Source organism: Micromonospora sp. NPDC047793 (assembly GCF_040642635.1).
Taxonomy (GTDB): Bacteria; Actinomycetota; Actinomycetes; order Mycobacteriales; family Micromonosporaceae; genus Micromonospora.
In genome coordinates this window covers 50,004-74,104 of record NZ_JBEYSG010000023.1, presented here as the reverse complement: position 1 = coordinate 74,104, position 24,101 = coordinate 50,004, and the positions used below count along the sequence as shown (strand labels likewise).

The following is a 24,101-nucleotide window of genomic DNA, read 5'->3' as shown; positions in this document are numbered from 1 at the left end:
CGGCCTGGACTGGGCGGACTTTAACAGCTTTGATCAAGCTCGAAGCGGCGCGACCGAACACCGCCGAGCTGCGCATCGACCGCCGGCCATGCTCAGCCGAGCACGACGACCACTGCCACCACCGCCCCGACCAGCGAGGCGACCGTCACCACGACCCGCCGCCACGGCACGGTGGCCCGGTTCGTCGGCAGATCACGCCAGCGGTGCGCGACCAGCGCCAGCCCGGCGGCACTCAGCGCCGGACCGACCGCCCAGAGCCAGCCGGGCACCGCCGACCAGTCGCCGAGCTGACGCCCCAGCGCGGGGTAGGCCACCGCCCAGGCCCCGGCGGAGAGCACGGTCAACCGGTCCAGCGTCGGGCGGTACGCGACGCCGAGCAGCGACAGCCCGCCGATGACGGTGAACACCAGGGCGATGCCCGCACCGGCCCAGACCGGCAGCGCCGGTGCGGGCTCTCCGGCCTGGTCCGGCGGTACGCCGAGCAGCCGCAGCCCGATCGGCTCCACTGCCTTGTCGGTGTTGCCGAGCACCACCACCCCGCGCCCGGTGGCCCGGTCGAAGCCGACGTACGAGCGGAAGCCGCCGGTGCCGCCGTTGTGCCAGGTGATCTCCTGGTCGTCGTAGCGGGTGGTGAACCAGCCGTACCCGATGCGGGTGCGGTCGTCGTCGTCGAAGCGCGGGTCACGGGCGTCGGCGCCGGGTGCGGTGCCGGCGGTGGTGGCGGTGACCAGTCGGGCCAGGTCCTCGACGGTGGACCAGTAGCCGATGCCGGCGGGGGCGTACCCGCTGCCGGTCCACGGGTCCGCGACGCGTCCGTTGCCACGGGCGCCCTGCGCGCGCTCGTCCGGCAGCGCACCGGAATCGGTGGCGTGGACGGTCGCGGTCATGCCGAGCGGAGTCAGCAGCTCCCGGTCGAGCAGCTCGGGGAAGGCGAGTCCGGCGTCGGCGGCGAGGGCCTGCCCGAGCACCGCCGAACCGAGGTTCGAGTAGCCGACCCGACCCCGGTCGTCGCCGGGCGCGTACGCGTCGGCGGTGTCCCGCACCCGGTCGACGTCCAGGCCGGCGTACGGGTTACCGGCGGCGACGTTGGCCCGGAGCACCCGGACCCAGGCGCCCACCGATCCGAGGTCGATCCGGGGCAGGCCGGACCGGTGGCTGGCCAGCTCGGCGAGGGTGACCTCGCGGACCGGGCCCTCGACCGCCGGCCAGACGGTGCCGAGGGTGTCCTCGGGCCGCACCGCCCCGGTCTCGGCCTGCCGGGCCAGCAGCATGCCGGTGAGCACCTTCGTCACCGAGCCGATCTCGAACGGGGTGCCGGATTCGACCGGCGCGCCGTGCCGGTCACGGTCGCCGAGGCCGGCGGTGCGGACCCGGCCGTCGTCGATCAGCGCGACGGCGAGGCCGCGATATCCGTCCGGGTCGGCCACGGCGGCGCGGGCCGAGGCGGCGACGTCGGCGTCACCGGTGGTCGAGGCGGTCAGCCGGGGTTCCCGGGGATGGGCGGCGAGGCCGGCGAGGCCCGCGACGATCCCGACGACCAGCGCGACGGCGGTCGGCTTACGCATAGGGGTGGTCCTTCCGTGCGGGGTGGCCGGTGATCTACCCACCGGTCGGGGTGGTCAACGGTCGGGGTCGGGGTCGGTCGGGGTGGTCAACGGCGGGCGGCGGTGAGGATGGCCAGCAGCGGCACCACCCGTTCGGCGGGGACGGCGTACCGGCCGCGCCCGGTGCTGTGCAACCAGCCCGCCGCGGTGAGCTGGCGCAGGTGGTGGTGCAGCTGGCCGGTGGTGCCGAGCTCCTCGATGTCGGCCAGCTCGGCGGTGCCCTGCCGGCCGGTGAGGATCTCCCGCAGCAGGCGCAGCCGCACCGGGTGGCCCAGGGCGGAGAGGATGCCGGGCAGCTCGGCCCAGTCGCCGGCCAGCAGGTCGTCCACCTCTCGGCCGTACTGCCAGTCGTAGGACCTCCCGGCGACCCGGACGGTGCCGGTGTAGAGCACGGCGCCCGCGCTCTCGGCGGGCAGGCGCTGCTTGAGCCCGTCGAGGGCCCAGAAGACGCCCTCCGCCGGGGCCTCCGGGGTGACCGGCCCGGTCGTCACACCGAGCCGCTCGACAAGTGCCGCGACCTGCGCTTCCAGCGCCGCCAGCCGCTCCTCCACATCCGCCATGACTCAATAATACGAACATACGTAGTTACGTGCTACACGGAAAAGTCGCGCGGATGATCGAATTCACCCAGGGTGGCCGACTACCGTTCCCAGGTCTGGGGAGGTACGTCGATGTACGTGGTGTCCGTTATCAACTACAAGGGTGGGGTCGGCAAGACCACCGTGACCGCCAACCTCGGGGCCGAACTGGCCAACCGAGGCATGAAGGTGCTGCTCATCGACCTCGACCCGCAGGCCAGCCTGACCTTCGGCTTCTACGATCCGGACGACTGGCGGGAGCGGTTACGCGACTCCCGGACCATCAAGCGGTGGTACGACGGCCTGCGCGAGGGCGACACCGCCATCACTCTCGGTGACCTGGTGGTCTCCCCCGGTCCGGCGAACACCCGGCTCTCCGGAGCGGGCCGACTCGACCTGATCGCCTCGCATCTGCAACTCGTCGACATCGACCTGGCACTGGCCCGCAGCGTCGCCGGTGGCGAGGAGTACGACGCCGAGCTGTTCCGGGTCCGCGGCTCGCTCGCCGAGGGGCTGCTCGCCGACGGGCTGGAGCCGTACGACATGGTGTTGATCGACTGTCCGCCGAACTTCAACGTGGTCACCCAGTCCGCCATCATCGCCAGCGACCATCTGGTGATCCCGGCCAAGGCCGACTACCTGTCCACCCTCGGCATCGACTACCTGCACGGCAACGTGCGGGAGCTGGTCGAGCAGTACAACGCCGACGCCCGACGGTTCGCCACCGTACGCCGACACCAGAAGGTCGCCCCCGGCGTGGCCGGCGTGGTCTTCACGATGATCCAGTTGCTCGCGCAGCGGCCGATCGCCACCCACCAGGGCTACATGGACCAGGTCCGCAACCTGGGGCTGCCGGTCTTCCCGACGGCGCTGCGGGAGAACGTCACCCTCTACGCCACGAACACCCCGCGCGGGGTGCCGGTGGTGCTGCGCGACCGGGTCACCGTGCCCGCCGTCCGCGCGGAGCTGCGCCAGCTCGCCACCGAGTTCCTCGACCACCTGCAACCGGCGTGAGGGCGACGGAGGCCGCCGACCCGGCGCCGGTGGCCGCCCGGCTGGCGGCCATGACCAGCCGCGCCGACGGTACGGCGTACCTGTCGGAGCGGTCGACACGCGAGCTGCGGGAGCTGGCCGCGCAGGTCGGGCTGCGCGGCCTCGGCGGACTGCGCAAGGCCGACCTGGTCGAGCGGATCGTGGACGCCACCATCGGCTACCGGCTGGACTCCACCGCCCTGCGCCGCCTCTGACGGCCGCCACGAGTGCGTGAGAAGGGGCCGGTCAGCGGGTATGTCGACCCCCATGACGAGCACGATTCCGGACATTCCCCTCAACGACGGCAACCCGATCCCGCAACTGGGCTTCGGGGTGTTCCAGATCGCCCCGAAGGACACCACCGAGGCGGTACGCACCGCGCTGGACGTCGGCTACCGGCACGTCGACACCGCCGAGATGTACGGCAACGAGGCCGAGGTCGGCCAGGGCGTACGCACGGCCGGGGTGGCCCGGGAGGACGTCTTCATCACGAGCAAGCTGAGCAACGCCTGCCACCGCCCCGACGACGCCCGCACCGCGTTCCAGGCGACGCTCGACGCGCTGCGGACCGACTACGTCGACCTCTTCCTCATCCACTGGCCGCTGCCGACCCGCTACGACGGCGACTTCGTCTCCACCTGGAAGGTGCTGGAGGAGTTCCGCGCCGACGGCCGGGCGAAGTCGATCGGCGTCTCCAACTTCCAGGTGCCGCACCTGGAGCGGCTGGCCGCCGAGACCGAGGTGGTGCCGGCGGTCAACCAGATCGAGGCGCACCCGTACTTCCCGAACGACGAGGTACGCGAGTACGGCGCCAGGAACGGCATCGTCACCCAGGCGTGGTCGCCGATCGCCCAGGGCGCAGTGCTCGGTGACCCGACCATCGCCGACATCGCCGAGCAGGTCGGCCGGACACCGGCCCAGGTGGTGCTGCGCTGGCACGTACAGCGGGGCGACGTGATCTTCCCCAAGTCGACCACCCCGAAGCGGATCGAGGAGAACATCGGCATCTTCGACTTCACGCTCGACGACGCCACCATGGAACGGATCACGCTGCTGGGCCGGGGCGAGGCCGGTCGGCAGGGTGCCCACCCGGACACCTTCGACTACATTCCGGCCTGATCCCCCGGGGCGGTGGGCCCCCACCCCCGGCGAACCGGCGCACCACGGCCGCCGCTAGATCCGATCTAGCGGCGGCTGTCCGTCGTCTCGCGCCTCCATCACGACGACGTCGTTGTAGCAGGCGGACGGCGACGGGACGAACGGAAGGAAACACCGAGATCATGAACAGACGCACCACCGGCCTCGCCATCGAGGCCGAGGGCCTGACCCGGTCGTTCGGTGAGACGCGGGCGCTCGCCGGACTCGACCTCCAGGTGCCCGCAGGTGCCGTGTACGGGGTACTCGGGCCGAACGGCGCCGGGAAGACCACCGCGGTACGGATCCTGGCGACGTTGCTGCGTCCGGACGGTGGTCGGGCCCGTGTCTTCGGGCACGACGTGGTCACCGAGGCCGAAGAGGTCCGCGCCCGGGTCAGCCTGACCGGCCAGTACGCCTCGGTGGACGAGGACCTGACCGGCACCGAGAACCTGGTCCTGCTGGGCCGGCTGCTCGGCCTGCGCAAGCCCGCCGCGCGGGAACGGGCCGCGCAGTTGCTGGCCGCGTTCGGGTTGACCGAGGCGGCCGGACGACAGGTCAAGAAGTACTCCGGCGGCATGCGCCGACGCATCGACATCGCGGCGAGCATCCTCAGCACCCCGGATCTGCTCTTCCTCGACGAGCCCACGACCGGGCTCGACCCACGCAGCCGCAACCAGGTGTGGGAGATCGTCCGCGCGGTGGTGGCACACGGCACGACGGTGCTGCTGACCACGCAGTACCTGGACGAGGCCGACCAGTTGGCCGGACGGATCGCGGTGATCGATCACGGCCGGGTGATCGCGGAGGGCACCCCGGGCGAACTCAAGTCCTCGGTCGGATCCGGCACGGTGCACCTGCGGTTGCGGGACGCGGACCAGCGCCCCGAGGCGCAACGGTTGCTGGAGAGCGTGCTCGGCGTGGCGGTGCAACTGGACGCCGACCCGGTGGCGATCACCGCGCGGGTCGGTGAGGCCGGCAGCGATCTCGACGCCAGCGCACAGGCCGCCCGGGGGCTGGGCGAGCTGACCCGCGCCGGCATCGTGGTGGACGACTTCTCACTCGGCCAGCCGAGCCTGGACGAGGTCTTCCTGGCCCTGACCGACCGTCCCGCCGAGCCGACCGCCGGCGAGCGCGACGACGCGCTGGAGGCAGCCCGATGAGCAGCGACACCGCCACCTCGACCGGCCCGGCACCGTCGGTCTTCGTACCCTCCTCGGAGGCGTTGGCGACGGTGCTCGCACCGGCGGCGCGCCCGCCGCGCCCGAGCCCGCTCGCGGCGTCACTGACCTTCAGCTGGCGCGCCATGCTGAAGATCAAGCACGTACCGGAGCAGCTCTTCGACGTCACCATGTTCCCGATCATCATGGTGCTGATGTTCACGTACCTGTTCGGCGGCGCGCTCGCCGGCGATCCGCGTGACTACCTGCAGTTCTTCCTGCCGGGAATCATGGTGACCAGCGTCGTGATGATCACCATGTACACCGCCGTCGGGCTGAACACCGACATCGAGAAGGGCATCTTCGACCGGTTCCGCACGCTGCCGGTGTGGCGGCCCGCCGCCCTGGTCGGCATGATCTTCGGGGACGTGCTGCGCTACGTCCTCGCCGCCACGGTGATCCTCACCCTGGGGCTGGTGCTCGGCTTCCGTCCCGACGGCGGTCTGCTCGGGGTGCTGGCCGGGATCGGCCTGCTGGTGGTCTTCTCGTTCGCGTTCTCCTGGGTCTGGACGCTGTTCGGGCTGATCATGCGAAACGAGAAGTCGGTGATGGGCGTCAGCATGATGGTGCTGTTCCCGCTGACCTTCCTGAGCAACGTCTTCGTCGACCCCTCCACCATGCCCGGCTGGCTCCAGGCGTTCGTCAAGGCCAACCCGATCACCCACCTGGTGTCCTCGGTACGCGCCGCGATGGCCGGTACGTCGGACACGTCGGCCATGCTGTGGACCCTCGGCTGGAGCGTGCTGTTCGTGGCGGTCTTCGGCAGCCTCACCATGTACCGCTACAACCGCCGCTGACCCTCGACCGCCGGACCGGCTCCGGGCAGCGCCCCCGACCAGGAGGGTGCTGCCCGGAGCCGGCCGGTCACAACCGCCAGGACACCGGCGCGGCGGGCAGATAGCGGCAGGCGGCACCGGTGGAGACGGTCCCGCGCAGGTGCTCCGCCAGCGGCGGATGCCGTTCGTCGAGACGGCGCAGCGTGTCCCTGATCCTGGCCGTGACCGTCTTGCGGGCCCGCTCCGCCTCGTCACCCAGTCGGCGGGTCCGCCCGGCCAGCCCGGCGGCCGACCGCAACTGCGCGATCAACGCACCACGCTCGGCGTCCAGCGCGGCCACCTTCGGCGTGTCGCCACGGCCGGCCGCCCGGTCGATCTCGTCGTCGAGGCGGATCAGGTGCTGCCGGTAGCGGTTCCTCGCCTCCTCGTCGAGCAGATCGTCGCCGCCCATCCGCCGGGCCGCCGCCAGCTCCGGGCCGGCGGCCGGGTCGAGCAGCTCGACGGCGGGCACGTCGACACCGGGCCGTCCCAACAGCAGCCGCAGGTCGTGCAGCCCCTTGGCGTCCGGCAGGTGCACGGTCGCGCCCTGATAGGTGAGTCGCCAGACCGCCCCCTCGCGGCGGAACTCGTACGCCGGTGACGTGGGGACCGGGCCGGTCGGAGCCGGTGTGGACCGACCGCCCGGAGTGTCCTCGGCGAGCCGGGCGAGCACCTGCGGCAGGTCGAGTTCACGAGCCTCGTCCCGGGCCGTCACCCGGATCGCGTCGGCGGTGGCGGCGTCCCCCGGACGGCCCCGGGCGCGGAGGGCGTCCACGAGCGCCACCCGGACGAAGAGGGACCACGGCCGGGAACCCATCCGGTCGGCGGCGTCGCGGGCGGCGGTGAACCGGGTGACCGCGTCGTCCCACCGCCGGTCGGCGGCGTCGATCACGCCCAGCCAGTGGTCCACCGGGCCGCTGAGGTCGCATCCGAACAACGAGACCAGCCACTGCCCCTGGTACGGCAGCAGCGCCTGTCGCGCCTCCGCGCACCGCCCCGGGTCGGCGACCGTGGCCTGCGCGCGCAGTCGCAGCCAGAGCGGGGCGACCGGACCGGTGTACGTGGCTCCGGCGGCGTCGAGTTCGGCACTGATCCGGGTGGCGGTGCGGTGGTCGCCGCGTTCGGCGGCGGTGATGCCCCGCAGCAGCACCCGGTGCGGGTGCTCGCCGTCGTTCAGCCCGTCGACCATCTCGTCCGCCGCGTCGAACTCGCCCCGCAGCATGAGGTACGACCAGCGCAGGTGGTGGCCGAGGAAGCTGTGGTCGGCGTGCTCCCACTCGTCGAGGTCACCCAGCTCGAAGAAGCAGGTGTCGGCCTCGGCGAAGTCGCCCCGGAAGGCGCTGGTGATGCCACCGTCGATGGCCGCCGCCATCTGGTGGCGCGGTCTGCCGGTCTGTCGGGCGGTCGTCACGAACGCGGTCAGCTCGTCCTGGTAGCGGGGATCGCCGAGTTCGAGCAACGCCACCCACCGCAGCGAGGTGGCCCACAACTCGGTCTCCTGGTCGCCACCCCGCCGGGCCACCTCCCGGATCTCGGCGGTCAGCGCGACCCGGTCGGCTGCGGTGCCCGGCCCCCAGGTGGCGTCGTGGCGGGCCCAGAGGCTGAAGGCGAGCGCGTCGTCGTCGTGCACCCGCCGGGCGAGGGCTTCGGTGGCGGTGATCAGGTCGGCTTCCAACCGGCGGACCGGGGCCACGTCGGCGGGCTCGCCGACGAGCCGGCGGTACGCCTCACGGACCAGGCCCTCGGCGTCGACGGCGATCCGGGGATTGGTCTGGCAGTGCCGGTGCACGTTGAGGGCGAACCGGGCCAGCAGGGCCGGCTCGTCGGTGGTCAGCGCCAGGGCGGCGGTGTCGGCAAGGATCTGGTCGGCCTCGTCCCGACCCCCGGTGTGGAAGAGGCGGTCGGCCAACTCAATCATGATCTTGATGCGTTGGGACGGGTCCGTCGCCACCGTCGCCGCCCGCCGCAGGTGCACGGCCGACTCCTCCAACGCCAACCGGCAGGCGGCGTCCCGCGCGGCGGCGAGCAGCAGTTCCGCGCGACGGTACGCCTCCAGGTGCGCGTCGGCGAGCCACGCGTGCCGGGCCAGGTCGGCCGGGATCAGCCACTCGGCGAGCGCGGCGTGCTCGTCGACGGCGCGGACGACGGCGGCGTGCCGCAGCCGGCGCTCACCGTCGGCGAGACCGTCGTACAACGTCTCGCGGACCAGGTCGTGCGCGAAGGTGTACCGGCCGTCGCCGCCGGAGAGCACCAGCCGTGCGGCCACCGCCACGTCCAGCAGGGCGTCGAGCCGGGCCGGTGGCCGACCGGCACTCGCCGCCAGGACAGCCGCGTGGAACTCCCGCCCGAGGACCGCGGCGACGGTCAGCACGTCGACCACCTCGGCGGGCAACCGGTCGAGCCGTCGGCGCACCACCTCGCGTACGCCGGGCGGGATGCCGGCCAGTTGCCCGTCGGAGTGCCACAGCCGGGCGGTCTGCTCCACGAAGAACGGATTGCCGCCGGTGCGCCGGTGCACGTCGTCGACGCAGTGCGGATCCGGTTCCCGGCCGGCGGTGCGGGTCATCAACGCGCCGACCTCGTCCCGGGACAGGCCGGTGAGAGTGATCGGGGTGCCCTTGGCCACCAGCGACATCAGCAGCGGTCGCAGCGGATGGTCCTCCGCCTCCACCTCCGCGTCCCGGTACGTGCCGACCAGCAGCAACCGCTCGAACCAGGTGTGCTGGGCGGCGAACCGCAGCAGCCGCACCGACGCCGCGTCGGCCCAGTGCAGGTCGTCCAGGACCACCAGCACCGGCCGACGCTGGGAGACCGCGACCAGGGCGGCGGTGACCGAGTCGTAGAGCGCGAACGCCTCACGCTCGGCCGCGTCACCGTCACCGGGCCCGACCGTCGTCGGCAGCAGCCCGTCGCCACTGGCCGTGGCCGGGGTCATCAACGACGGACCGTGCGACCTCGACGTCGGATCCACCTCACCGAGCAGCAGCCGCAACGCCGGCTCGGCCGACTCGCGGGCCACCGCCCAGTCCTCCGGCGAGCGGCGCAGACCGCGCAGCACCTGCACCCAGGGCCAGTAACCGGGCGCGCTGGCGGAATCCCAGCAGGCCGCACCGAGCACCAGCGCACCCTGCCGGCGTGCCTCGTCGGCGGCGGACGTCACCAGGGTGGTCTTGCCGATCCCCGGCTCGCCGGTGACCAGGACCAGCCCGCCGTGACTGGCAGCGGCCCGGTCGACCTCGGCGCGCAACAGACCGGCGGGATGGTCCCGTCCGATCATCACGCCGCTGGGCCGCGCCCTCATGGCACCCGACGGTATCCGACACCACCGACAGACCCGCACCGATCGGCGACGACGCTGGGCTGACCCACGTCGGTGCGCAGACCGTCGGTGCGCCGGCCCTCGGTGCACGAGGCGTCGGTGCGCCGGCCCTCGGTGCACGAGGCGTCGGTGACGGCGTGCGCGAGCGGCCACCGGGCCGGGGCGCGCCGGGTCACCTGTCCGGGCCGACCGGGCCGAGCGCCGCCAGGTGGGCGAGGACAGCCTGGTTGGCCTCCCAACCGTCGGGGAACTTCACCGGCACGTCCAACTGCGGCGCCTCGGTCGACGGATGGGCGTCCAGCAGCTCGCCGATACCCGCACGGGCCACCACCACGCAGGCCTGCCGGTGCCGCGACGCCAGCACGCAGAGCCGCCCCGACTCCAGGTGGAAGGCGGTCGCGTCACGGCGGCCGGAGAGCGGGTGCAGCACGATCGTCATGTCGTACTCGCGCCCCTGGAGCCGGTTGGCGGTGTCCACCGTGATGCCCGCTCCCTCCTCGCCGAGCAGCGACCGGATCACCGCGACCTGGTCACGGTGCGCGGCACCGACGGCGATCCGCTCCGCCGTCACCGGCGCGCCGCCGGGCGACTGCTCGCAGATCGCGACCGCCCCACGCCGCAGCACCCGGATGGCGAGCGCGGCGCACGCGGCGGCGGCTTCGGCGTCGGTCCGCAGGGTGTGCCGGGCCGGCAGTTCGTAGAGCGCCCATCCGTCGGTGGCGGCCAGCTCCACCGCCCGGTCGAGGGCGTCCCCCGGCCCCGTCTCGGTGAAGTGCAGCGCCCGCTGGGTCGAGACCGTGCCGGCACGGAACTCGGTGAAAGGGTAGAACGCCCGCGACACGACCGGGGCGGCCGAGGCGGGCAGCCGCCACGACACCGGCAGCCGGTGCACCGGCAACTGCGGGTTGTGCCGCAGCAGCACAGCCACCGCCGACTGCATCGGATCCCAGGTCAAACCCGCCCACCGGCCGGTCTCCACCGTGGAGAACGGGTCGAGCTGACCGGGATCGCCGACGAACAGCGCCCGTTCGAACCTGCCGGCCACGCGCAGCAACGCGTCCGAGCGCATCTGGTACGCCTCGTCCACGATCGCCCAGGGCCACGAGCCCTCGGCGACCGTGGCCCACTTTGCGGCCGTACCGATGACCACGGCCGAGGCGGCGAGGTCGGTGACCTTCGCGGCGACCCGGACCTGGTCGTGCGAGCCCACCCGTTCCGACGGCCGGTAGTCCCCGGCGGAGAGCCGACCGATCCGCAGCTCGGGTGCCTTCCGGGCGAGCCGGTCGATCAGGTCGTCGACCTGCTCGTTGGTCTGCGCGATGATCATCAACGGCTCACCGGTGCCGGCCAGCTCGACGGCGGCCCGCACCACCAGCGTGGACTTGCCCGCCCCGGGTGGAGAGTCGACCACCACGCCCCGGTGCTCGCCGGACCGCAGGTCGGACAGCACCGTCGTGATCACCCGCTCCGCCTCCGTACCCGGCGGCACCGTCAGCTGCGGCAGCATCTCCCCACCCCCATTCGGCGTCCCGCGACCCTACCGCCGTACGCACCACCACCCGGTACGCCGCACCCCACCACCGCACCCACTCATACTCATCGCGCCACACCCGACCGCCGCACGCACCGCTCTCACCGCGCCACACCCGACCGCCGCACCCGACCGTCGCCGCGCGCTGTACCCGACCACCGTGCGCACCGGCGCTCGCCGTGCCGATCCGCCGCCCGCCGCCGGCCATGGTAGGTCGGCGCCGCCGTAAGGGCGTCCCGACCTGCCGCATCCGACGCGTTGACCAGCCGAGATCGTGCTCGATCCAGGATCGAGTGGCTTCGCGAGCGCGACGAGACCACTCGATCCCGGATCGAGCGCGATCTTGCGCAGCGCGCGGACACAGGCGCAGCGCGACGCGGACACGGGTACGGCCACCCCGAATCGGGGTGGCCGTACGCCGTGCCAGTGGTCTCGAATCGTCAGCGGTGACCTGGTGCGTTCAGTGCACGATGACCGGGGCCCGGGGCGCCTCGCCGGGCTGCTCACCCGGCTGGTCGTCCAGCAGGTGCGACCGTTCCCGCCGCCGGGGCAGGAACGCGGCCGGGATGAACGTCGCCGCCACCAGGGCGAACGCGACCCAGAACGTGGTCGCGAAGGAGTTGGCGGCGAAGTCGAGACCACGCTCGATGATCGACGGATCGGGCAATTGTTCGGCGAGTTCCGGCCGCTGCTGGGCGGCGACGGCCAACCCGGCCTCGGTGACCGGCTCGCCGTTGGGGCCGGTCAGGCCGGGGATCGGCTGGGACTTGTTGAACTCGTTGGTGAGGATCACCGACATCACCGCCGCGCCGACCGAACCGCCGATCTGCTGGAGGATGTTCACCAGCGTCGACCCTCGGGCGACCTCGTGCCCGGTCAGCGTCTTCAACGCCGAGGTCATGATCGGCATCATCGTGCCGCCCATGCCCAGGCCCATCACGAACAGCGAGCCGCAGAGCAGCACGTACGAGGTGTCCGCGTCGAGCTGGGTGAAGGTGAAGAACCCGGCGAGGATCAGCACCAGCGCGAACGGCACCGTCCGGCCGACCGGCACCTTGTCGGCGAGCATGCCGGCGATGGGCATGGTGACCATGGCGCCGAGGCCCTGCGGCGCCATCAGCAGACCGGCGTGCAGCGTCGACTCGCCGCGCACCTGGAGGAAGTAGCTGGGGAAGAGCAGCCCCGCGCCCATGAACGCGATGATGAAGACGAACATGGTCACCGCCGCGACGGTCAACCGGCGGTTGCGGAACAGCCGCAGGTCGAGCAGCGGGTGTTCGGGCTTGAAGGAGTAGAACACGAACGCCACCACCAGGACGGCGCCGACCAGCATCGGGCCCCAGACCTCCGGCTCGGCGAACGTGCCGGTCTCGGGCAGCGTGGAGACGCCGTAGAGGAACAGGGCCAGACCCGGCGAGAGCATCAGCATGCCGACGAAGTCGAACGACTGCGAGGGCTGCGCGGCGTCCTTCGGCAGCGCCATCTGGGCGTAGATCAGCGCGACCACACCGATCGGCAGGTTGATCAGGAAGATCCAGTGCCAGCTCGCCACGTCGATCAGCCAGCCGCCGAGGATCGGGCCGCTGATCGGGCCGAGCAGCATCGGGATGCCGAGCACGGCCATCAACCGGCCGATCCGATTCGGGCCGGCAGCCCGCGTCATGATCGCCATGCCGATCGGCATGAGCATGCCGCCACCGAGCCCCTGGAGCACCCGGTACCCGATCAGCTGCCCGATGGTGTCGGCCGTGGCGCAGAGGCCGGACCCGATGGTGAACAGCGCCAACGCGATCATGTAGAGGCGTTTGGTGCCGAATCGGTCGGCCGCCCACCCGCTGAGCGGGATGACCGTGGCCAACGCCAGCGTGTAGCCGGTCATCGTCCACGCGACGCGGGCGTACGAGGCGTCGAACTCACTCTGGAAGGTCGGCAGCGCGACGCTGACCACCGTCACGTCGAGGATCGACATGATCGCACCGAGCACGACGACGCCGGCCACCTTGAGCACCGCAGCGTCGAGTTTGTCCGATGTCGGGACAGGTTGCGGTGCCGCGACAGATTGCTGTGCCACGAAGTCTCCTGTTGTCGGATCTGACCGTAGGACGAGCGGTGGTGGCCGACGCGGTGCCGGCGGAAGACCGGCCCGACGTGCGGAGGGGGCGATGCCCGCAGCGCACATTAGCTCCCGCCGCCGACACTCCGCCGCCCGTTTAGCGGCCGGCAGACCGGTGTTCCTCGTCACCACCCGATCCCGCGACTACTTGCCGAACCCGACTACTCTAAGATAGAACTAGTCGAGCAGACGGAATACCCTCCCGAAGCGACTAGTCGGAAGGCGGTGTTACGAGCGATGAGTGCCACGGTCGACCCGGCGACAGGTTGGCTCCGCGCGAGCCTGGGGCTGGCCATCCTGGCCGTTCTCACCGAGGGCGAACGGCACGGCTACGCCCTGGCGCAGCGACTGGCCGACCACGGCCTCGGCGCCGTACGCGGTGGCGCGCTCTATCCGGTGCTGGGCCGGCTGGAGGCCGACGGGGCGGTGCGCTCCGACTGGCTGCCCGGCGAACGCGGCCCCGGACGCAAGGCCTACTCGATCACCACGGCAGGCCGGCAACGGCTGGCGGAGGAGCGCGCCCGCTGGGGCGAGTTCACGTCGGCGTTCGACCGGCTCCTGACCGCAACCGGAGAGGACACGAGATGACGGAGCCGTTCGAGCGTTGGGAGTTGCCGACCCGGCTGGCCCTCAGCGACCAGGGCGTCGGCTACCACCTGGCGAACCCGATCATCGCGGACGTCCGTACCCACTGCGAGCTCAGCGGCGAGAGCCCGTACGACGCCTTCGGCGACCCGGAGGAGTTCGCCCTGACCGCGGCGGCCGAACAGCCGGCACACCTGCGGGAGAAGGTGGACCGCAACGGCATGCTCTCGGCCGACTACCTGACCGGCTCGGTCTTCACCTTGGTCGTCTTCGGCCTGAGCGCCACGATCTTCTACGCGATCCTGGAACGCACCCTCACCTTCACCACCACACCCGCCAGGCTGGCCGGTCTGATCATGGTCTGCCTGGCCTTCACCGCCTGCGCCCTCCCCAACGCCCTGCGCGCCGCCGGGCGCCCACAACTGGCCACCTGGTCGTTCGCGGTGGTCGGCCTCTTCGTCGGGCTGGGCGCGACGAGCTTCGTACTCCTGCCCGAGGAGCCGGCCGCCCGCATCCCGGTGCTCGGCATCGTCGTGGTCGCACTGCTGCTGCTCTGGCTGATGACCCGACGGCCGGCCCCGCCGAAGCAGCCGGTCGACTACGTGCCGCCCACCCCGCGCACGGCACCCGACGACGACCCCGACGCCTGGTACCGCCGCCTGTCGGGCCTGCTGGTCGGCCGCTACGACCTCCCGCCCGACCGCGCCGCCGACCTGGCCCGCGAGGCCCACGACCACCTCAGCGCCACCGGCGGCACCCCGACCGTCGAGTTCGGCCCGGTCGAGGAGTACGCCCGCGACCTCGCCGAGCACGAGCCGCAGCGACGCGTACCCTTCTGGCGCACCACCTGGGCGGAACTGGTCGCCACCCTGGTCGCCGTCCACCTCGGCATCGCCGCCTTCTTCAACTGGACCGACGAGGGGCACCTCTGGGCCGCGTACGGCGTCGCCCTGCCCTGCGCCGTGGTCGGCCTCGGTGTCGCCGTCCGGCTGGCCCTACGCCTGCGCAAGCGCGGCTGACCTGGCCCGACGCCCTCTCGTCACCTGCGGCGAGAGGGCGTCGCCCTACCCGCGCTCCGCGCGCACGACGCTTTGCACCCCGATGATCGCGTCCGTCGGCAGGTCGAGTCGCCACAGCACCGCCGCCAGGTAGTCGAGCACCCGCCAGTGCTGCTCCGTGGTCAACCCCAGCCGCAGCCACACCCCGCCGACCGACCCGATCGCCCGACCCGGACCACCCAGGGCCGGAGTGAGCTGAGCCGCGAGATGGGTGGCGAGCCGCCGCCGGTCGATCCCCAGCAGGTACGGCGCCAGTTCCGCGTCGGCCGCCACCAGACGCATCCAGCGGTGCACCACCCCACGTACCCCGGCCGGCCCGAGCCAGTCGATCGCATTGCGCGTGCAGGCCACCAACTCCGTCGTCCGCATGACCATCAGTACGGACCGTCCTGGTTGATCAGTTCACCCGTCGTGCCCCGGCCAGGCGGCGGGCACAGGATGCGGTGCGGGCCCAGTGCGGCCGTGTCGGATGCGAGCCCTGTCGAGCTGACGGCGTCAACGGATCGCCGGAACCAGCACAGGCGACACCCGTCAGGGCAGTGGGCTGAACGCCTGTCCGCTGGCTGACAAGCATCGATGGCCCTACGCGGCTCAGCTCGACAGCAGCCACATTCGACCTCCCGAGGTCCTAGCCGACCAGACCGGGTAGGTGGATCCGCTCAGCAGGCACCGCCGCAGCGAGCAGCCGCAATCGGGAGCCGGCCAGCATCGCGGGTGGCCCGCAGACGTACACCTCCTGATCGGAACGGAGGTGACCCAAGGCCACGGTGAGGGCGTCACCGTTCTCCTCCGGCACCGCGAGCGGGTCGTGGGAGAAGACCGGCACGACGGTCAGCCAGGGGTGCGCCTGGTCGAGCTTGTCCAAGGCAATCGCGTCATAGAGGTCGGCGACGGTACGTACGCCGACGATCAGGGTCACCCGCCGGCCGGCCGGTGCAGCGGCGACCTGCTCGACTAGGGCGCGCAGCGGGGCCAGCCCGGTGCCACCGGCCACCAGCAGCAGGTCCCGGCGAGGGACCGACGGCGAGACAGTGGGCAGGATGAGGCCGACATCGACGGGTGGGCCGAGGTGGAGCGGGTCGCCGGGGCGTACCTCGTGGACGAGGCTGCGGGAGACGGTGCCGGCGGCCACCGCGCGGACGTGCAGCTCGACGGTGCCGTCGGGGCGTGGGGCGTTGGCCGGGCAGTACCAGCGCCACCGGCCCGGGTGTTGCGGCAGGCAGAGCGGCACCGCCTGGCCGGGCCGGAACGGCAGCGGGTGCCACGGGCGTACCGTCAGAATGGCGATGCCCTCGGCGGACAGGTCACGGCCGGTCACCTCGGCCGACCAGAACGCCGACCCGTCGCCCATCCGCCCGGCGGCGCGCACGACGAGCGCCCAGGCCCGCCGCCACCGGTGCTCCCAGCCGACGTCGACCGGCGGCGGAGAGAGGCGCGGAGCCACCGTCGCCAGGGCGGCGCCGATCAGCGGACCGTGCTCGGGACGCAGCCGATGCCGGTGGTGGACCCGGCCGAGTACCGCCAGCAGCGCCCACCGCTCGGCCCGGCCACCGCCGCCGCCGACCAGCCGGGCCAGGGCGGCGACGACGAGCGCCAGCTCCGATGCCGGTAGCGGGCAGTGCCCCGCCAGACTGGCCCGGAACTCGGCGGCGACCTCGTCGATCACCGCAGGGCCGCCGGTCGCGAGCGCTCCCGCCAGGTAGTCACCGGCCCGCCGCCGCGGTGCCTCCGGCAGCCCCGGCCACCCCTCCAACACCGGCCCGCCGCCCACGAGCTGCCGGATCAGGTGCGCGGCGAGCCGGTCCAGATCGACCCCGATGAGGTACGCGGACAGCTCCGTATCCGCCTGCACCAGCCGCAGCCACCGGGCGACCGCCGCCCGTGCCGCCGCCTCGGTCACCGGCGCTCCCCCACCGGGTGTGCGTGCCATGCCGGCCGGTTCCCGGTCCGCCGACTCCCGCTTTGCCGGTTCTCGCTTTGCCAGTTGTCGCCTTGCCGGTTCTCGGTCTGCCGGCTCACGCCTTGCCGGTTCTCGGTCTGCCGGGACTGCCACTGCCGCAACGCCTGCCGGACCCGCTCGGCCTCGGTGTTCGCCGTGACGAGCTGCCGTTGCAGGCGATCCAGTTCGTCGGCGACCCGGTCGAGGTAGTCGTACACCTGGGCCGGATCCAGTCCCCGCCAACGACGACCGAAGTCGACGGCCCGGACGTGGTGCGACTGGAGGCGTTCCCCGGTCACGTAGATCATCGCTGCGCTACCTCCTGCTCGGCGGTCACGTACGGCGGCCTCGGCACGCTCGTTTCGCTCATGTGATGCGGCACCGAGGCGGGCGGGGTCGGTACGCGTCGTTCGGGTCGACGCCACCGGAGCCCAGCACCCGCCCCGGGCCCTGCAAACAGCCTTGGCGAGAAGCGGATCGCGGACTACAGCACCGAAGGAGCCTGTATGAGGCAGAAATGAGGCGTCTGCGTGCCCGCACGGTCGACGCAGTGTTACTACAGTGGCGGAACAACGGAGGGAGAACGGCCGTGGCCCTGAAGCGACACCGGCTCTGCCAACGCCGCAAGGCGCTCGGGTACAGCCAGGAACGCCTCGCCGCACTTCTCGGGGTGGAACGATCCACTGTGGTGCGCTGGGAGAATGCGGAGACCGATCCGCAGCCGTGGCATCGAAACCGAATTGCCTCCGCGTTGGGCGTTACGCTCGAACAACTCGACGGGATGCTCGTCGACGTATCGGTGACAGCGCATCGAGGGCAGGTTGTGAAGGACATGGAGCGTGATCCCGTATCCCCCGCCGCCATGCCTGACCTCTTGGCCGGCCTCCGGAACTATCTGACCGGCTATCTCATCGACACCCCACCCCCGCCGCCTCTCGTCGAGGTCCGGCGCGCTGTGGGCAGGGTGCACAACCTTTACCAGCGGGCGAGCTACACCTCGGCGGCCCGCTTGATCCCGGAAGTCCTGACCCAGGCGACAGCCCTGAGCAGCAACGCCTCAGGCATTCACCGCAGCAGCGCCTTTCGACTGCTCGGTGCCGCCTACATCGCTGCATCGAAGCTCGCGGTCAAGGTGGGAGATGGTGATGTAGCCCTGTTGACTGCTGACCGGGCGTCCACCGCCGCCCGCCTCAGCGACGACCAGGCGTTGGCCGCTGTTGCGGCCTATCAGGCGGCGTGCGGGCTCATGCGACTTCCTGCCAGAGCGGAAGCGGCCGAACGGGTCGTGCGGACCAGCGTCGAAGCTCTGACTTCGGCTGGTCCAGTTTCCGATCCTGACCTGATCTCCGCTCACGGGGCACTGCTGCTCTTGGCTGCCATCATCGCTGCTGGACAAGGGAACCCGAAGAGAGCAAGCCAATTGCTGAAGCGCGCCGATGGGCTGGCGACGACACTGGGCTCTGACCGGAACCGGTTGTGGACAGGCTTCGGTCCGACGAACGTCGTCATTCACTCGGTGTCGGCGGCCGTCCGAGCAGGCAACGCGAACGAGGCCATGGAGATCGGGACACGGCTGGACACGTCCCGGATGCCCACAGTGCTGGTCGGCCGGAGAGCCCAAGTCCACGTCGACCTGGCCGCAGCCGCGTTGATGTCGTCCAGTGACAGGTCGGCTGCCGTGCTGCACCTGCTCGAAGCGGAGCGGGTAGCTGCCGAGACGGTGCACGCGAACGTACAAGCCCGCACGCTGCTGCTCGACCTACTGGCGAAGGAGCGTCGGGCCGCGACGCCAGGGCTGCGACCACTTGCGGAGCGTGCCGGACTGCTGGCATGACCCCACCACGAGTGCTCGCCCTGGTCGTCTGCGCGGCACCTCCGGCGCTGCGGATCGGTGAGCTGATCGAACTGCTGCTGGAGGACGGCTGGACCGTTTGCGTCACCGCTACGCCGACCGCTGCGACCTGGATCGACCGGGAGGCGCTTGCGGAGCAGACCGGCTACCCGGTGCGGGCGGAATGGCGAAAGCCCGGCGAGCCGGAGCCGCATCCGCCAGCTACGGCTGTGGCGGTCGTTCCGGCTACCTTCAACGTGATCAACAAATGGGCTCAAGGCATCAATGACACTCTCGCACTCGGCATTCTCAATGAAGCACTCGGTGCCGGCATCCCCGTCCACGCCTTTCCCACCGTAAAGCCTCAACTGGCCGCCCACCCAAGCTACGACCAGCACCTGCAGCTACTCCGTGATGCAGGCGTCGCAGCAGCACCCCTCAACGCCGAGTCGGGCTGGGGAACAGTTATCGAAATGCTCAATGCCACGCTATAGCGTGGCCATGGAGTGCCTGTCCAGCAGTCGTCAGGACGAGCTTCAGCCGACTGGACCGACCGACCACTTCGCGGACGCCGCCTCCGCCGAGGACGTACGCCACCGTTCGACGTTGCTCTCGATGCCGCCCGACAGCCGGGGGCAGGACTGTACCCGTGTTTGAACAGGTCTTCGAGTTGCAGTGGCAGGGCAGGCGTGAACTGTGAGCGAATATTCTGACTATCTGCCACTCGCGGTCGAGGCTACGCGGCGGGCGGCGAATGCGATGCAACGGCAGGCACCTGGAGCGCTCGCCAGCAAGGGTGACCGGGATGTAATCTCCGAACTGGACTATGCGATCGAACGCAACCTACGAGAATTTCTGAAAGCAGAGACGCCCGAGATCGGATTCCTCGGCGAAGAGGAAGGATCGAGCGGTTCGACAAGCAAGCGGTGGGTTCTCGATCCCATCGACGGCGCGTCGAACTTCGTGCGTGGCCTGCCGCTGTGCGCGGTGTCGCTCGCGCTCGTGCACGGCGACGAAGCAGTACTCGGCGTCATCGAACTGCCGTTCCGGGGCGATGAGCCCGTGCCACCGTGTGGTGAACGGCTGCACCTCGACCGGCGGGCAGGGCGTCAGCTCGCGAGCGAGGGTGGCCAACAGGTCGGCGACGGCATCCAGATCCGGGGAGCCGGGATCCAGCCTCGGGTAGCGGCCGGGCACGTGCTCGAAGCCGAGCAGAAGCCAGCCGTCGCGCTCGACGGTCCAGCGGAGGCGGGGTACGACGTCGGGAAGCCATCGGTTGATCCGGGCTTCCCTGCGATAGAGCCACGCAGTCCGGCCGTCGGCCTGCCCACCCTTGCAGAACACCCGCCCTGAGGGAGTCTCGAGCGTGACGGCGAGTTCACAGGAGGCCCCGTCCGACACGATCTCGGCCTGAACGGTCCCGCCGGTATGCCGCTCGACCTCTCGACGCAGCGAGCCGGGGAGGTCGTGCCAGTGGTGGCGGTGGTGCGGCATAGTAAAGATCATGCTCGATCCTGGATCGAGTGGTATCCGCCGGCGGCAATGACCACTCGATCCAGGATCGAGCGTGACCTTGCGGTGAAGTTGAGAGCCCAGGTCTGTCCAATAGACGTCCGGGATCAACGACACGCGGTGGGCATCACGACCTCGCTTCCGGCCGACCGTTCGTGTCGGGCCCTGCTGGTACAAAGGGTTCGAGGCGGGAGGAGGTGGGGTTGATGATCGCCTTGAGTCGTGGGGACCTGCTGAACGCCGACGTCGACGCGCTGGTCAACGCCGTGAACACGGTCGGAGTGATGGGCAAGGGCATCGCTCTCCAGTTCAAGCGCGCCTACCCGGCCAACTACGCCGCCTACCGAGCGGCATGCGCGAAGAACGAGGTCCACCTGGGTCGGATGTTCGTTCACGATGCGGCCCGTCCCGGCCCCCGCAGATACGTGATCAACTTCCCCACCAAGGGCCACTGGCGCGCCGCCTCTAAGCTCTCCGACGTCCACGCGGGCCTCGCTGACCTCGGTCGGGTGGTGCGCGAACGACAGATCACCTCGATCGCGGTGCCCGCGCTGGGCTGCGGCCACGGCGGACTTGCCTGGGCTGAGGTCCACCCGGCCATCGAGCGAGCCTTTGCCGAGCTTCCCGACGTGCGAGTGGTGCTCTTCGTCCCGGATGGAGAGCGAGAGACACCGGATGGAGAGCGAGAGACAACAGCCCCGAGAATTGGCAGGATCACCGGGTGACTGACCTTGAGCGGGGTGTCTACGAGCACGTCGTCACCCGTGAACTCGCCGACCGGCTCCGACGCGTCGATCCTGCACTGATCCAGCACGGGAAGCTCGACCCGGCTGACGCCCCGGATGCCCTGGCCCGCCACATCGCCACCCTGACGCACCGCGCCCTGCACGCCGTCGGCGGTGGTGACGACAAGCTTCACCGGCAGGTCGAGTTGGCGAACCGCATCGCGGACGCCATCGCCACCCTCAGCCCGCAGGCAGCCACCGTCGACGACCAGGTCACCGACGCGAAGCATCTGCTGCACGCCATCGCCGCGCCGCCGACCCCGCCGGCCGCGCCCGCCTTTCCGCAGCGGCCCACCACTCCGCTCTCCACCGGCGCGCTGCTGGTCAACGGTCGGCACCAGCCGCGTATCGGCCACGAGGTCACCCACGAGATGGCCTCGGCAGTGCAGGTGGACCTGCTCTGCGCGTTCATCAAGTGGCACGGTCTGCTCCAGGTCCAGGGGGCGATCCGTGAGCTGATCGGCCGTGGCGGTCGACTGCGGGTGATCACCACGACGTATCTCGGCGCGACCGACCAGCGTGCCCTGGACCGGCTCGCCGAGCTGGGTGCCGAGATCAAGGTGTCCTACGAGACCCGGACGACCCGCCTGCACGCCAAAGCGTGGCTGTTCCGTCGCCACAACCGCATGACCACCGCGTACGTCGGCTCCTCGAACCTGTCGAGGACCGCGCTGATGGACGGCGTGGAGTGGAACGTCCGGATCTCGAACGTCGAGCAGCCGTACGTCATCGACACGTTCACCGCGACGTTCGAGGACTACTGGCACGACCCCGCGTTCGAGGACTACGACCCGGGCCAGGATGCGGACCGGCTTCGCACCGCGCTGCGCGGGGAGCGTCGCGACGAGGCGCCGACCGAGATCGCCAATCTGGACGTGCGGCCGTACCCGTACCAGTCGGAGGTCCTGGCCGACCTGGACGCCGAGCGCAAGGTCCATGGTCGCTGGCGGAACCTGGTGGTGATGGCCACCGGCACGGGCAAGACGGTGGTCGCGGCGCTCGACTACCGCCGGCTGCACCGGGAGAAGGCCGTCGACTCGCTGCTCTTCGTCGCGCATCAGGAGCAGATCCTGCGACAGAGTGTGGCGACGTTCCGGCAGGTCATGGGGGACGGCAGCTTCGGCGAGACGCTCGTCGGGGGGCGGGAGCCGCAGAACTGGCGGTACGTCTTCGCCTCCATCCAGTCGCTGCACCGGCGGGAGATCGACCCCGAGGCGTACGACATGGTGATCGTCGACGAGTTCCATCACGCGGAGGCGCCGACGTACGCCCGGTTGTTGGAGCGGCTGCGTCCGCGCGTACTCCTGGGATTGACGGCGACGCCCGACCGCAGTGACGGCGGCGACGTGCGGCGGTGGTTCGATGGCCGCGCCGCCGTGGAGCTGCATCTGTGGGAGGCGCTGGAGCGGCAGTTGCTGGCGCCGTTCCAGTATTTCGGCCTGCACGACGATGTGGACCTGTCGCAGTTGGGGTGGAAGCGCGGGCAGGGGTACGACCCGAGGGAGTTGGACGGCGTCTACACCGGCAACCACGCGCGGGCGCGGATGGTGTTGCGGGCGGTACGCGACACCGTGGACGTCGAGCGGATGCGGGCGCTGGGGTTCTGCGTCAGCATCGGGCACGCCGAGTTCATGGCGGACTGGTGCACTCGGCACGGTGTGCCGTCGGCGGCGGTGACCTCCCGGACCAGCCCCACCGAGCGGCAGGCTCTGATCAAGAGCCTGCGGGATGGTGCGGTCAGGGTGCTGTTCACCGTCGACCTCTTCAACGAGGGCGTCGACCTGCCGATGGTCGACACGATCCTGATGCTGCGGCCCACCGAGAGCGCCACGATCTTCCTTCAGCAGCTCGGCCGTGGGCTGCGGCTGGACGACGACAAGCCCTGCCTGACCGTGCTCGACTTCATCGGCGGGCAACACGCCAACTTCCGCTTCGACCTGCGCTGGCGGGCGCTGACCGGGGTCAGCCGCCGCGCCATCACCGAAGCGGTACGCGACGACTTCCCGTCTCTGCCGAGCGGCTGCCACATCCAGCTCGACCGGGTGGCCAAGGACATCGTGCTGCGCAACCTGCGCTCGGCACTCCCCACGTCGAAACCCGGCCTGCTGGCCGAGCTGCGGCAGCTCGGGGACGTGTGCTTGGCCGAGTTCCTGCACGAGGCCGGCGTGGAAATCGAAGACGTCTACCGGTCGGCGAGCATCGGCGGGTGGACCGGGCTGCGACGGCTCGCCGGGCTGGAGACCTCGTCGGGCGGGCCGGACGACCGCGAGCTGGGCCGGGCGATCGGGCGGATGCTGCACCTGGACGATCCGGACCGGCTCGACCTGTTGGCCCGGGTCGCCGCCGGTGAGCGACCCGAGGCCGGACGGCTCTGGGACATGCTGCACTTCGACCTCTGGGGGCCGAACGCCCCGCTGACCGAGCGCGAGGAACGGCTGTCCCGCCTCTGGTCCGAGCCGACGCGCTGCGCCGAGCTACGCCAGGTCGCCGAGGTCCTGCGCGAACGCATCCACCGGGTCACCGAGCCGGTCGACGGGCTACCGCTGCGGGTACACGCCCGATACAGCCGCAACGAGGCGTGCGCCGCCTTCGGCATGCCGAACCCGGGCTCGCTGCGCGAAGGCGTGAAGTGGCTTCCGGACGCCCAGGCCGACCTCTTCTTCGTCACACTGATCAAGTCGGCGCAGCACTACTCCCCCACCACCATGTACGCCGACCGGGCCGTCACCGAGTCGCTGTTCCAGTGGGAGTCGCAGAGCACCACGTCGTCCGCCTCACCGACCGGGCAGCGCTACCTCCACCACGCCGCACGCGGCTCCACGGTGCACCTGTTCGTGCGGGAGACCCGGGTACCGGACCGCGACCTGGGTGCACCTGCCTACCTGTACGCCGGGCCGATGACCTACCAGCAGCACACCGGCGACCGCCCGATGCGCATCCTGTGGCAACTCCACCATCCGCTTCCCGCCGACGTGTACGCCTCAGCCCGCACCATCGCCGCCTGACCCATCGGCAAGAGCGTGGCAGTGTAGCTGTTCGACACGC

At 71.1% G+C, this 24,101-nt stretch carries 19 protein-coding genes and 1 pseudogene; 12 read left to right on the top strand and 8 right to left on the bottom strand.

All coding sequences use genetic code 11. The features are described from left to right. Positions 1-92 precede the first annotated feature (92 nt). Together ABZ738_RS29580 and ABZ738_RS29575 are read right to left on the bottom strand one after the other, a co-directional pair. Positions 93-1,565 (bottom strand): serine hydrolase domain-containing protein, encoded by a 1,473-nt coding sequence (locus ABZ738_RS29580; RefSeq protein ID WP_357218569.1) that lies wholly within the window; start codon positions 1,563-1,565, stop codon positions 93-95. 86 nt (positions 1,566-1,651) lie between these two features. Continuing rightward, positions 1,652-2,164 carry a helix-turn-helix domain-containing protein gene (locus ABZ738_RS29575; RefSeq protein ID WP_357218566.1) on the bottom strand — a complete coding sequence of 171 codons (513 nt, stop codon included), beginning with the start codon at positions 2,162-2,164 and terminating at the stop codon, positions 1,652-1,654. Between the two features lie 111 nt (positions 2,165-2,275). Between ABZ738_RS29575 and ABZ738_RS29570 the strand changes: the two genes are divergently transcribed. The 5 genes from ABZ738_RS29570 to ABZ738_RS29550 all read left to right on the top strand — a co-directional run bounded on the left by ABZ738_RS29570 (position 2,276) and on the right by ABZ738_RS29550 (position 6,365). Next, positions 2,276-3,196: an AAA family ATPase gene (locus ABZ738_RS29570; protein WP_176092828.1), complete on the top strand. Its 921-nt coding sequence runs from the start codon at positions 2,276-2,278 to the stop codon at positions 3,194-3,196. Next, positions 3,193-3,429: a Rho termination factor N-terminal domain-containing protein gene (locus ABZ738_RS29565; protein ID WP_176092827.1), complete on the top strand. Its 237-nt coding sequence runs from the start codon at positions 3,193-3,195 to the stop codon at positions 3,427-3,429. Before ABZ738_RS29570 ends, ABZ738_RS29565 begins: the two co-directional genes overlap by 4 nt. Positions 3,430-3,481: 52 nt before the next feature. Continuing rightward, the gene (locus tag ABZ738_RS29560; protein WP_131054708.1) at positions 3,482-4,333 is read left to right on the top strand and encodes an aldo/keto reductase; all 852 of its coding nucleotides are present in this window, start codon (positions 3,482-3,484) and stop codon (positions 4,331-4,333) included. Positions 4,334-4,494: 161 nt separating this feature from the next. Next, the gene (locus ABZ738_RS29555) at positions 4,495-5,511 is read left to right on the top strand and encodes an ATP-binding cassette domain-containing protein (protein ID WP_131054709.1); all 1,017 of its coding nucleotides are present in this window, start codon (positions 4,495-4,497) and stop codon (positions 5,509-5,511) included. Beyond that, positions 5,508-6,365 (top strand): ABC transporter permease, encoded by an 858-nt coding sequence (locus ABZ738_RS29550; RefSeq protein WP_131054710.1) that lies wholly within the window; start codon positions 5,508-5,510, stop codon positions 6,363-6,365. The genes ABZ738_RS29555 and ABZ738_RS29550 overlap by 4 nt, the downstream gene beginning before the upstream one ends. Positions 6,366-6,432: 67 nt before the next feature. On the opposite strand, the gene ABZ738_RS29545 is transcribed toward ABZ738_RS29550, so the two are convergent. From ABZ738_RS29545 to ABZ738_RS29535, 3 genes are all read right to left on the bottom strand, one after another. Continuing rightward, complete coding sequence (locus ABZ738_RS29545) at positions 6,433-9,684, bottom strand: AAA family ATPase (RefSeq protein WP_357218559.1); 3,252 nt, start codon at positions 9,682-9,684, stop codon at positions 6,433-6,435. A 190-nt stretch (positions 9,685-9,874) separates the two neighbouring features. After that, positions 9,875-11,209, bottom strand: a complete 1,335-nt coding sequence (locus ABZ738_RS29540) for an AAA domain-containing protein (protein ID WP_131054712.1) — start codon at positions 11,207-11,209, stop codon at positions 9,875-9,877. A gap of 484 nt (positions 11,210-11,693) precedes the next feature. Then, entirely contained in the window at positions 11,694-13,304 is a 1,611-nt protein-coding gene (locus ABZ738_RS29535; protein WP_131053106.1) for a DHA2 family efflux MFS transporter permease subunit, read from the bottom strand. Positions 13,305-13,583: 279 nt separating this feature from the next. On the opposite strand from ABZ738_RS29535, the gene ABZ738_RS29530 reads away from it, so the two are divergent. Together ABZ738_RS29530 and ABZ738_RS29525 are read left to right on the top strand one after the other, a co-directional pair. Beyond that, the gene (locus ABZ738_RS29530; RefSeq protein WP_176092821.1) at positions 13,584-13,934 is read left to right on the top strand and encodes a PadR family transcriptional regulator; all 351 of its coding nucleotides are present in this window, start codon (positions 13,584-13,586) and stop codon (positions 13,932-13,934) included. Further along, positions 13,931-14,950 (top strand): hypothetical protein, encoded by a 1,020-nt coding sequence (locus tag ABZ738_RS29525; protein ID WP_131053105.1) that lies wholly within the window; start codon positions 13,931-13,933, stop codon positions 14,948-14,950. Before ABZ738_RS29530 ends, ABZ738_RS29525 begins: the two co-directional genes overlap by 4 nt. A 45-nt stretch (positions 14,951-14,995) precedes the next feature. Here ABZ738_RS29525 and ABZ738_RS29520 read toward each other — a convergent pair whose 3' ends face one another. The 3 genes and pseudogenes from ABZ738_RS29520 to ABZ738_RS29510 all read right to left on the bottom strand — a co-directional run. Beyond that, the gene (locus ABZ738_RS29520) at positions 14,996-15,364 is read right to left on the bottom strand and encodes a globin (RefSeq protein WP_236145721.1); all 369 of its coding nucleotides are present in this window, start codon (positions 15,362-15,364) and stop codon (positions 14,996-14,998) included. Positions 15,365-15,617: 253 nt separating this feature from the next. After that, a complete protein-coding gene (locus tag ABZ738_RS29515) occupies positions 15,618-16,889 on the bottom strand; it encodes an FAD-binding oxidoreductase (RefSeq protein WP_357218553.1) in 1,272 nt (423 codons plus the stop codon). A 131-nt stretch (positions 16,890-17,020) separates the two neighbouring features. After that, positions 17,021-17,236: pseudogene (locus ABZ738_RS29510) on the bottom strand (DivIVA domain-containing protein); the annotation flags it as partial. 281 nt (positions 17,237-17,517) lie between these two features. Here ABZ738_RS29510 and ABZ738_RS29505 point away from each other — a divergent pair. The 5 genes from ABZ738_RS29505 (at position 17,518) to ABZ738_RS29485 (ending at position 24,061) form a co-directional block, all read left to right on the top strand. Further along, positions 17,518-18,762 carry a helix-turn-helix transcriptional regulator gene (locus ABZ738_RS29505; protein WP_357218550.1) on the top strand — a complete coding sequence of 415 codons (1,245 nt, stop codon included), beginning with the start codon at positions 17,518-17,520 and terminating at the stop codon, positions 18,760-18,762. After that, positions 18,759-19,253, top strand: a complete 495-nt coding sequence (locus ABZ738_RS29500; RefSeq protein ID WP_357218547.1) for a flavoprotein — start codon at positions 18,759-18,761, stop codon at positions 19,251-19,253. The genes ABZ738_RS29505 and ABZ738_RS29500 overlap by 4 nt, the downstream gene beginning before the upstream one ends. A 265-nt stretch (positions 19,254-19,518) precedes the next feature. After that, entirely contained in the window at positions 19,519-20,112 is a 594-nt protein-coding gene (locus tag ABZ738_RS29495; RefSeq protein ID WP_357218587.1) for an inositol monophosphatase family protein, read from the top strand. Positions 20,113-20,477: 365 nt separating this feature from the next. Beyond that, on the top strand, positions 20,478-20,996 hold the full coding sequence (locus tag ABZ738_RS29490; RefSeq protein ID WP_357218544.1) for a macro domain-containing protein: 519 nt from the start codon (positions 20,478-20,480) through the stop codon (positions 20,994-20,996). Then, complete coding sequence (locus tag ABZ738_RS29485; protein WP_357218541.1) at positions 20,993-24,061, top strand: DUF3427 domain-containing protein; 3,069 nt, start codon at positions 20,993-20,995, stop codon at positions 24,059-24,061. Before ABZ738_RS29490 ends, ABZ738_RS29485 begins: the two co-directional genes overlap by 4 nt. The last annotated feature ends 40 nt before the right edge of the window (positions 24,062-24,101 follow it).

Coding starts and splice junctions, on each gene's coding strand:
- ABZ738_RS29580 (WP_357218569.1), bottom strand. CDS start 1,565: ATGCGTAAGCCGACCGCCGTCGCGCTGGTCGTCGGGATCGTCGCGGGC.
- ABZ738_RS29575 (WP_357218566.1), bottom strand. CDS start 2,164: ATGGCGGATGTGGAGGAGCGGCTGGCGGCGCTGGAAGCGCAGGTCGCG.
- ABZ738_RS29570 (WP_176092828.1), top strand. CDS start 2,276: ATGTACGTGGTGTCCGTTATCAACTACAAGGGTGGGGTCGGCAAGACC.
- ABZ738_RS29560 (WP_131054708.1), top strand. CDS start 3,482: ATGACGAGCACGATTCCGGACATTCCCCTCAACGACGGCAACCCGATC.
- ABZ738_RS29555 (WP_131054709.1), top strand. CDS start 4,495: ATGAACAGACGCACCACCGGCCTCGCCATCGAGGCCGAGGGCCTGACC.
- ABZ738_RS29550 (WP_131054710.1), top strand. CDS start 5,508: ATGAGCAGCGACACCGCCACCTCGACCGGCCCGGCACCGTCGGTCTTC.
- ABZ738_RS29545 (WP_357218559.1), bottom strand. CDS start 9,684: ATGAGGGCGCGGCCCAGCGGCGTGATGATCGGACGGGACCATCCCGCC.
- ABZ738_RS29540 (WP_131054712.1), bottom strand. CDS start 11,209: ATGCTGCCGCAGCTGACGGTGCCGCCGGGTACGGAGGCGGAGCGGGTG.
- ABZ738_RS29530 (WP_176092821.1), top strand. CDS start 13,584: ATGAGTGCCACGGTCGACCCGGCGACAGGTTGGCTCCGCGCGAGCCTG.
- ABZ738_RS29525 (WP_131053105.1), top strand. CDS start 13,931: ATGACGGAGCCGTTCGAGCGTTGGGAGTTGCCGACCCGGCTGGCCCTC.
- ABZ738_RS29520 (WP_236145721.1), bottom strand. CDS start 15,364: ATGGTCATGCGGACGACGGAGTTGGTGGCCTGCACGCGCAATGCGATC.
- ABZ738_RS29500 (WP_357218547.1), top strand. CDS start 18,759: ATGACCCCACCACGAGTGCTCGCCCTGGTCGTCTGCGCGGCACCTCCG.
- ABZ738_RS29495 (WP_357218587.1), top strand. CDS start 19,519: ATGCAACGGCAGGCACCTGGAGCGCTCGCCAGCAAGGGTGACCGGGAT.
- ABZ738_RS29490 (WP_357218544.1), top strand. CDS start 20,478: ATGATCGCCTTGAGTCGTGGGGACCTGCTGAACGCCGACGTCGACGCG.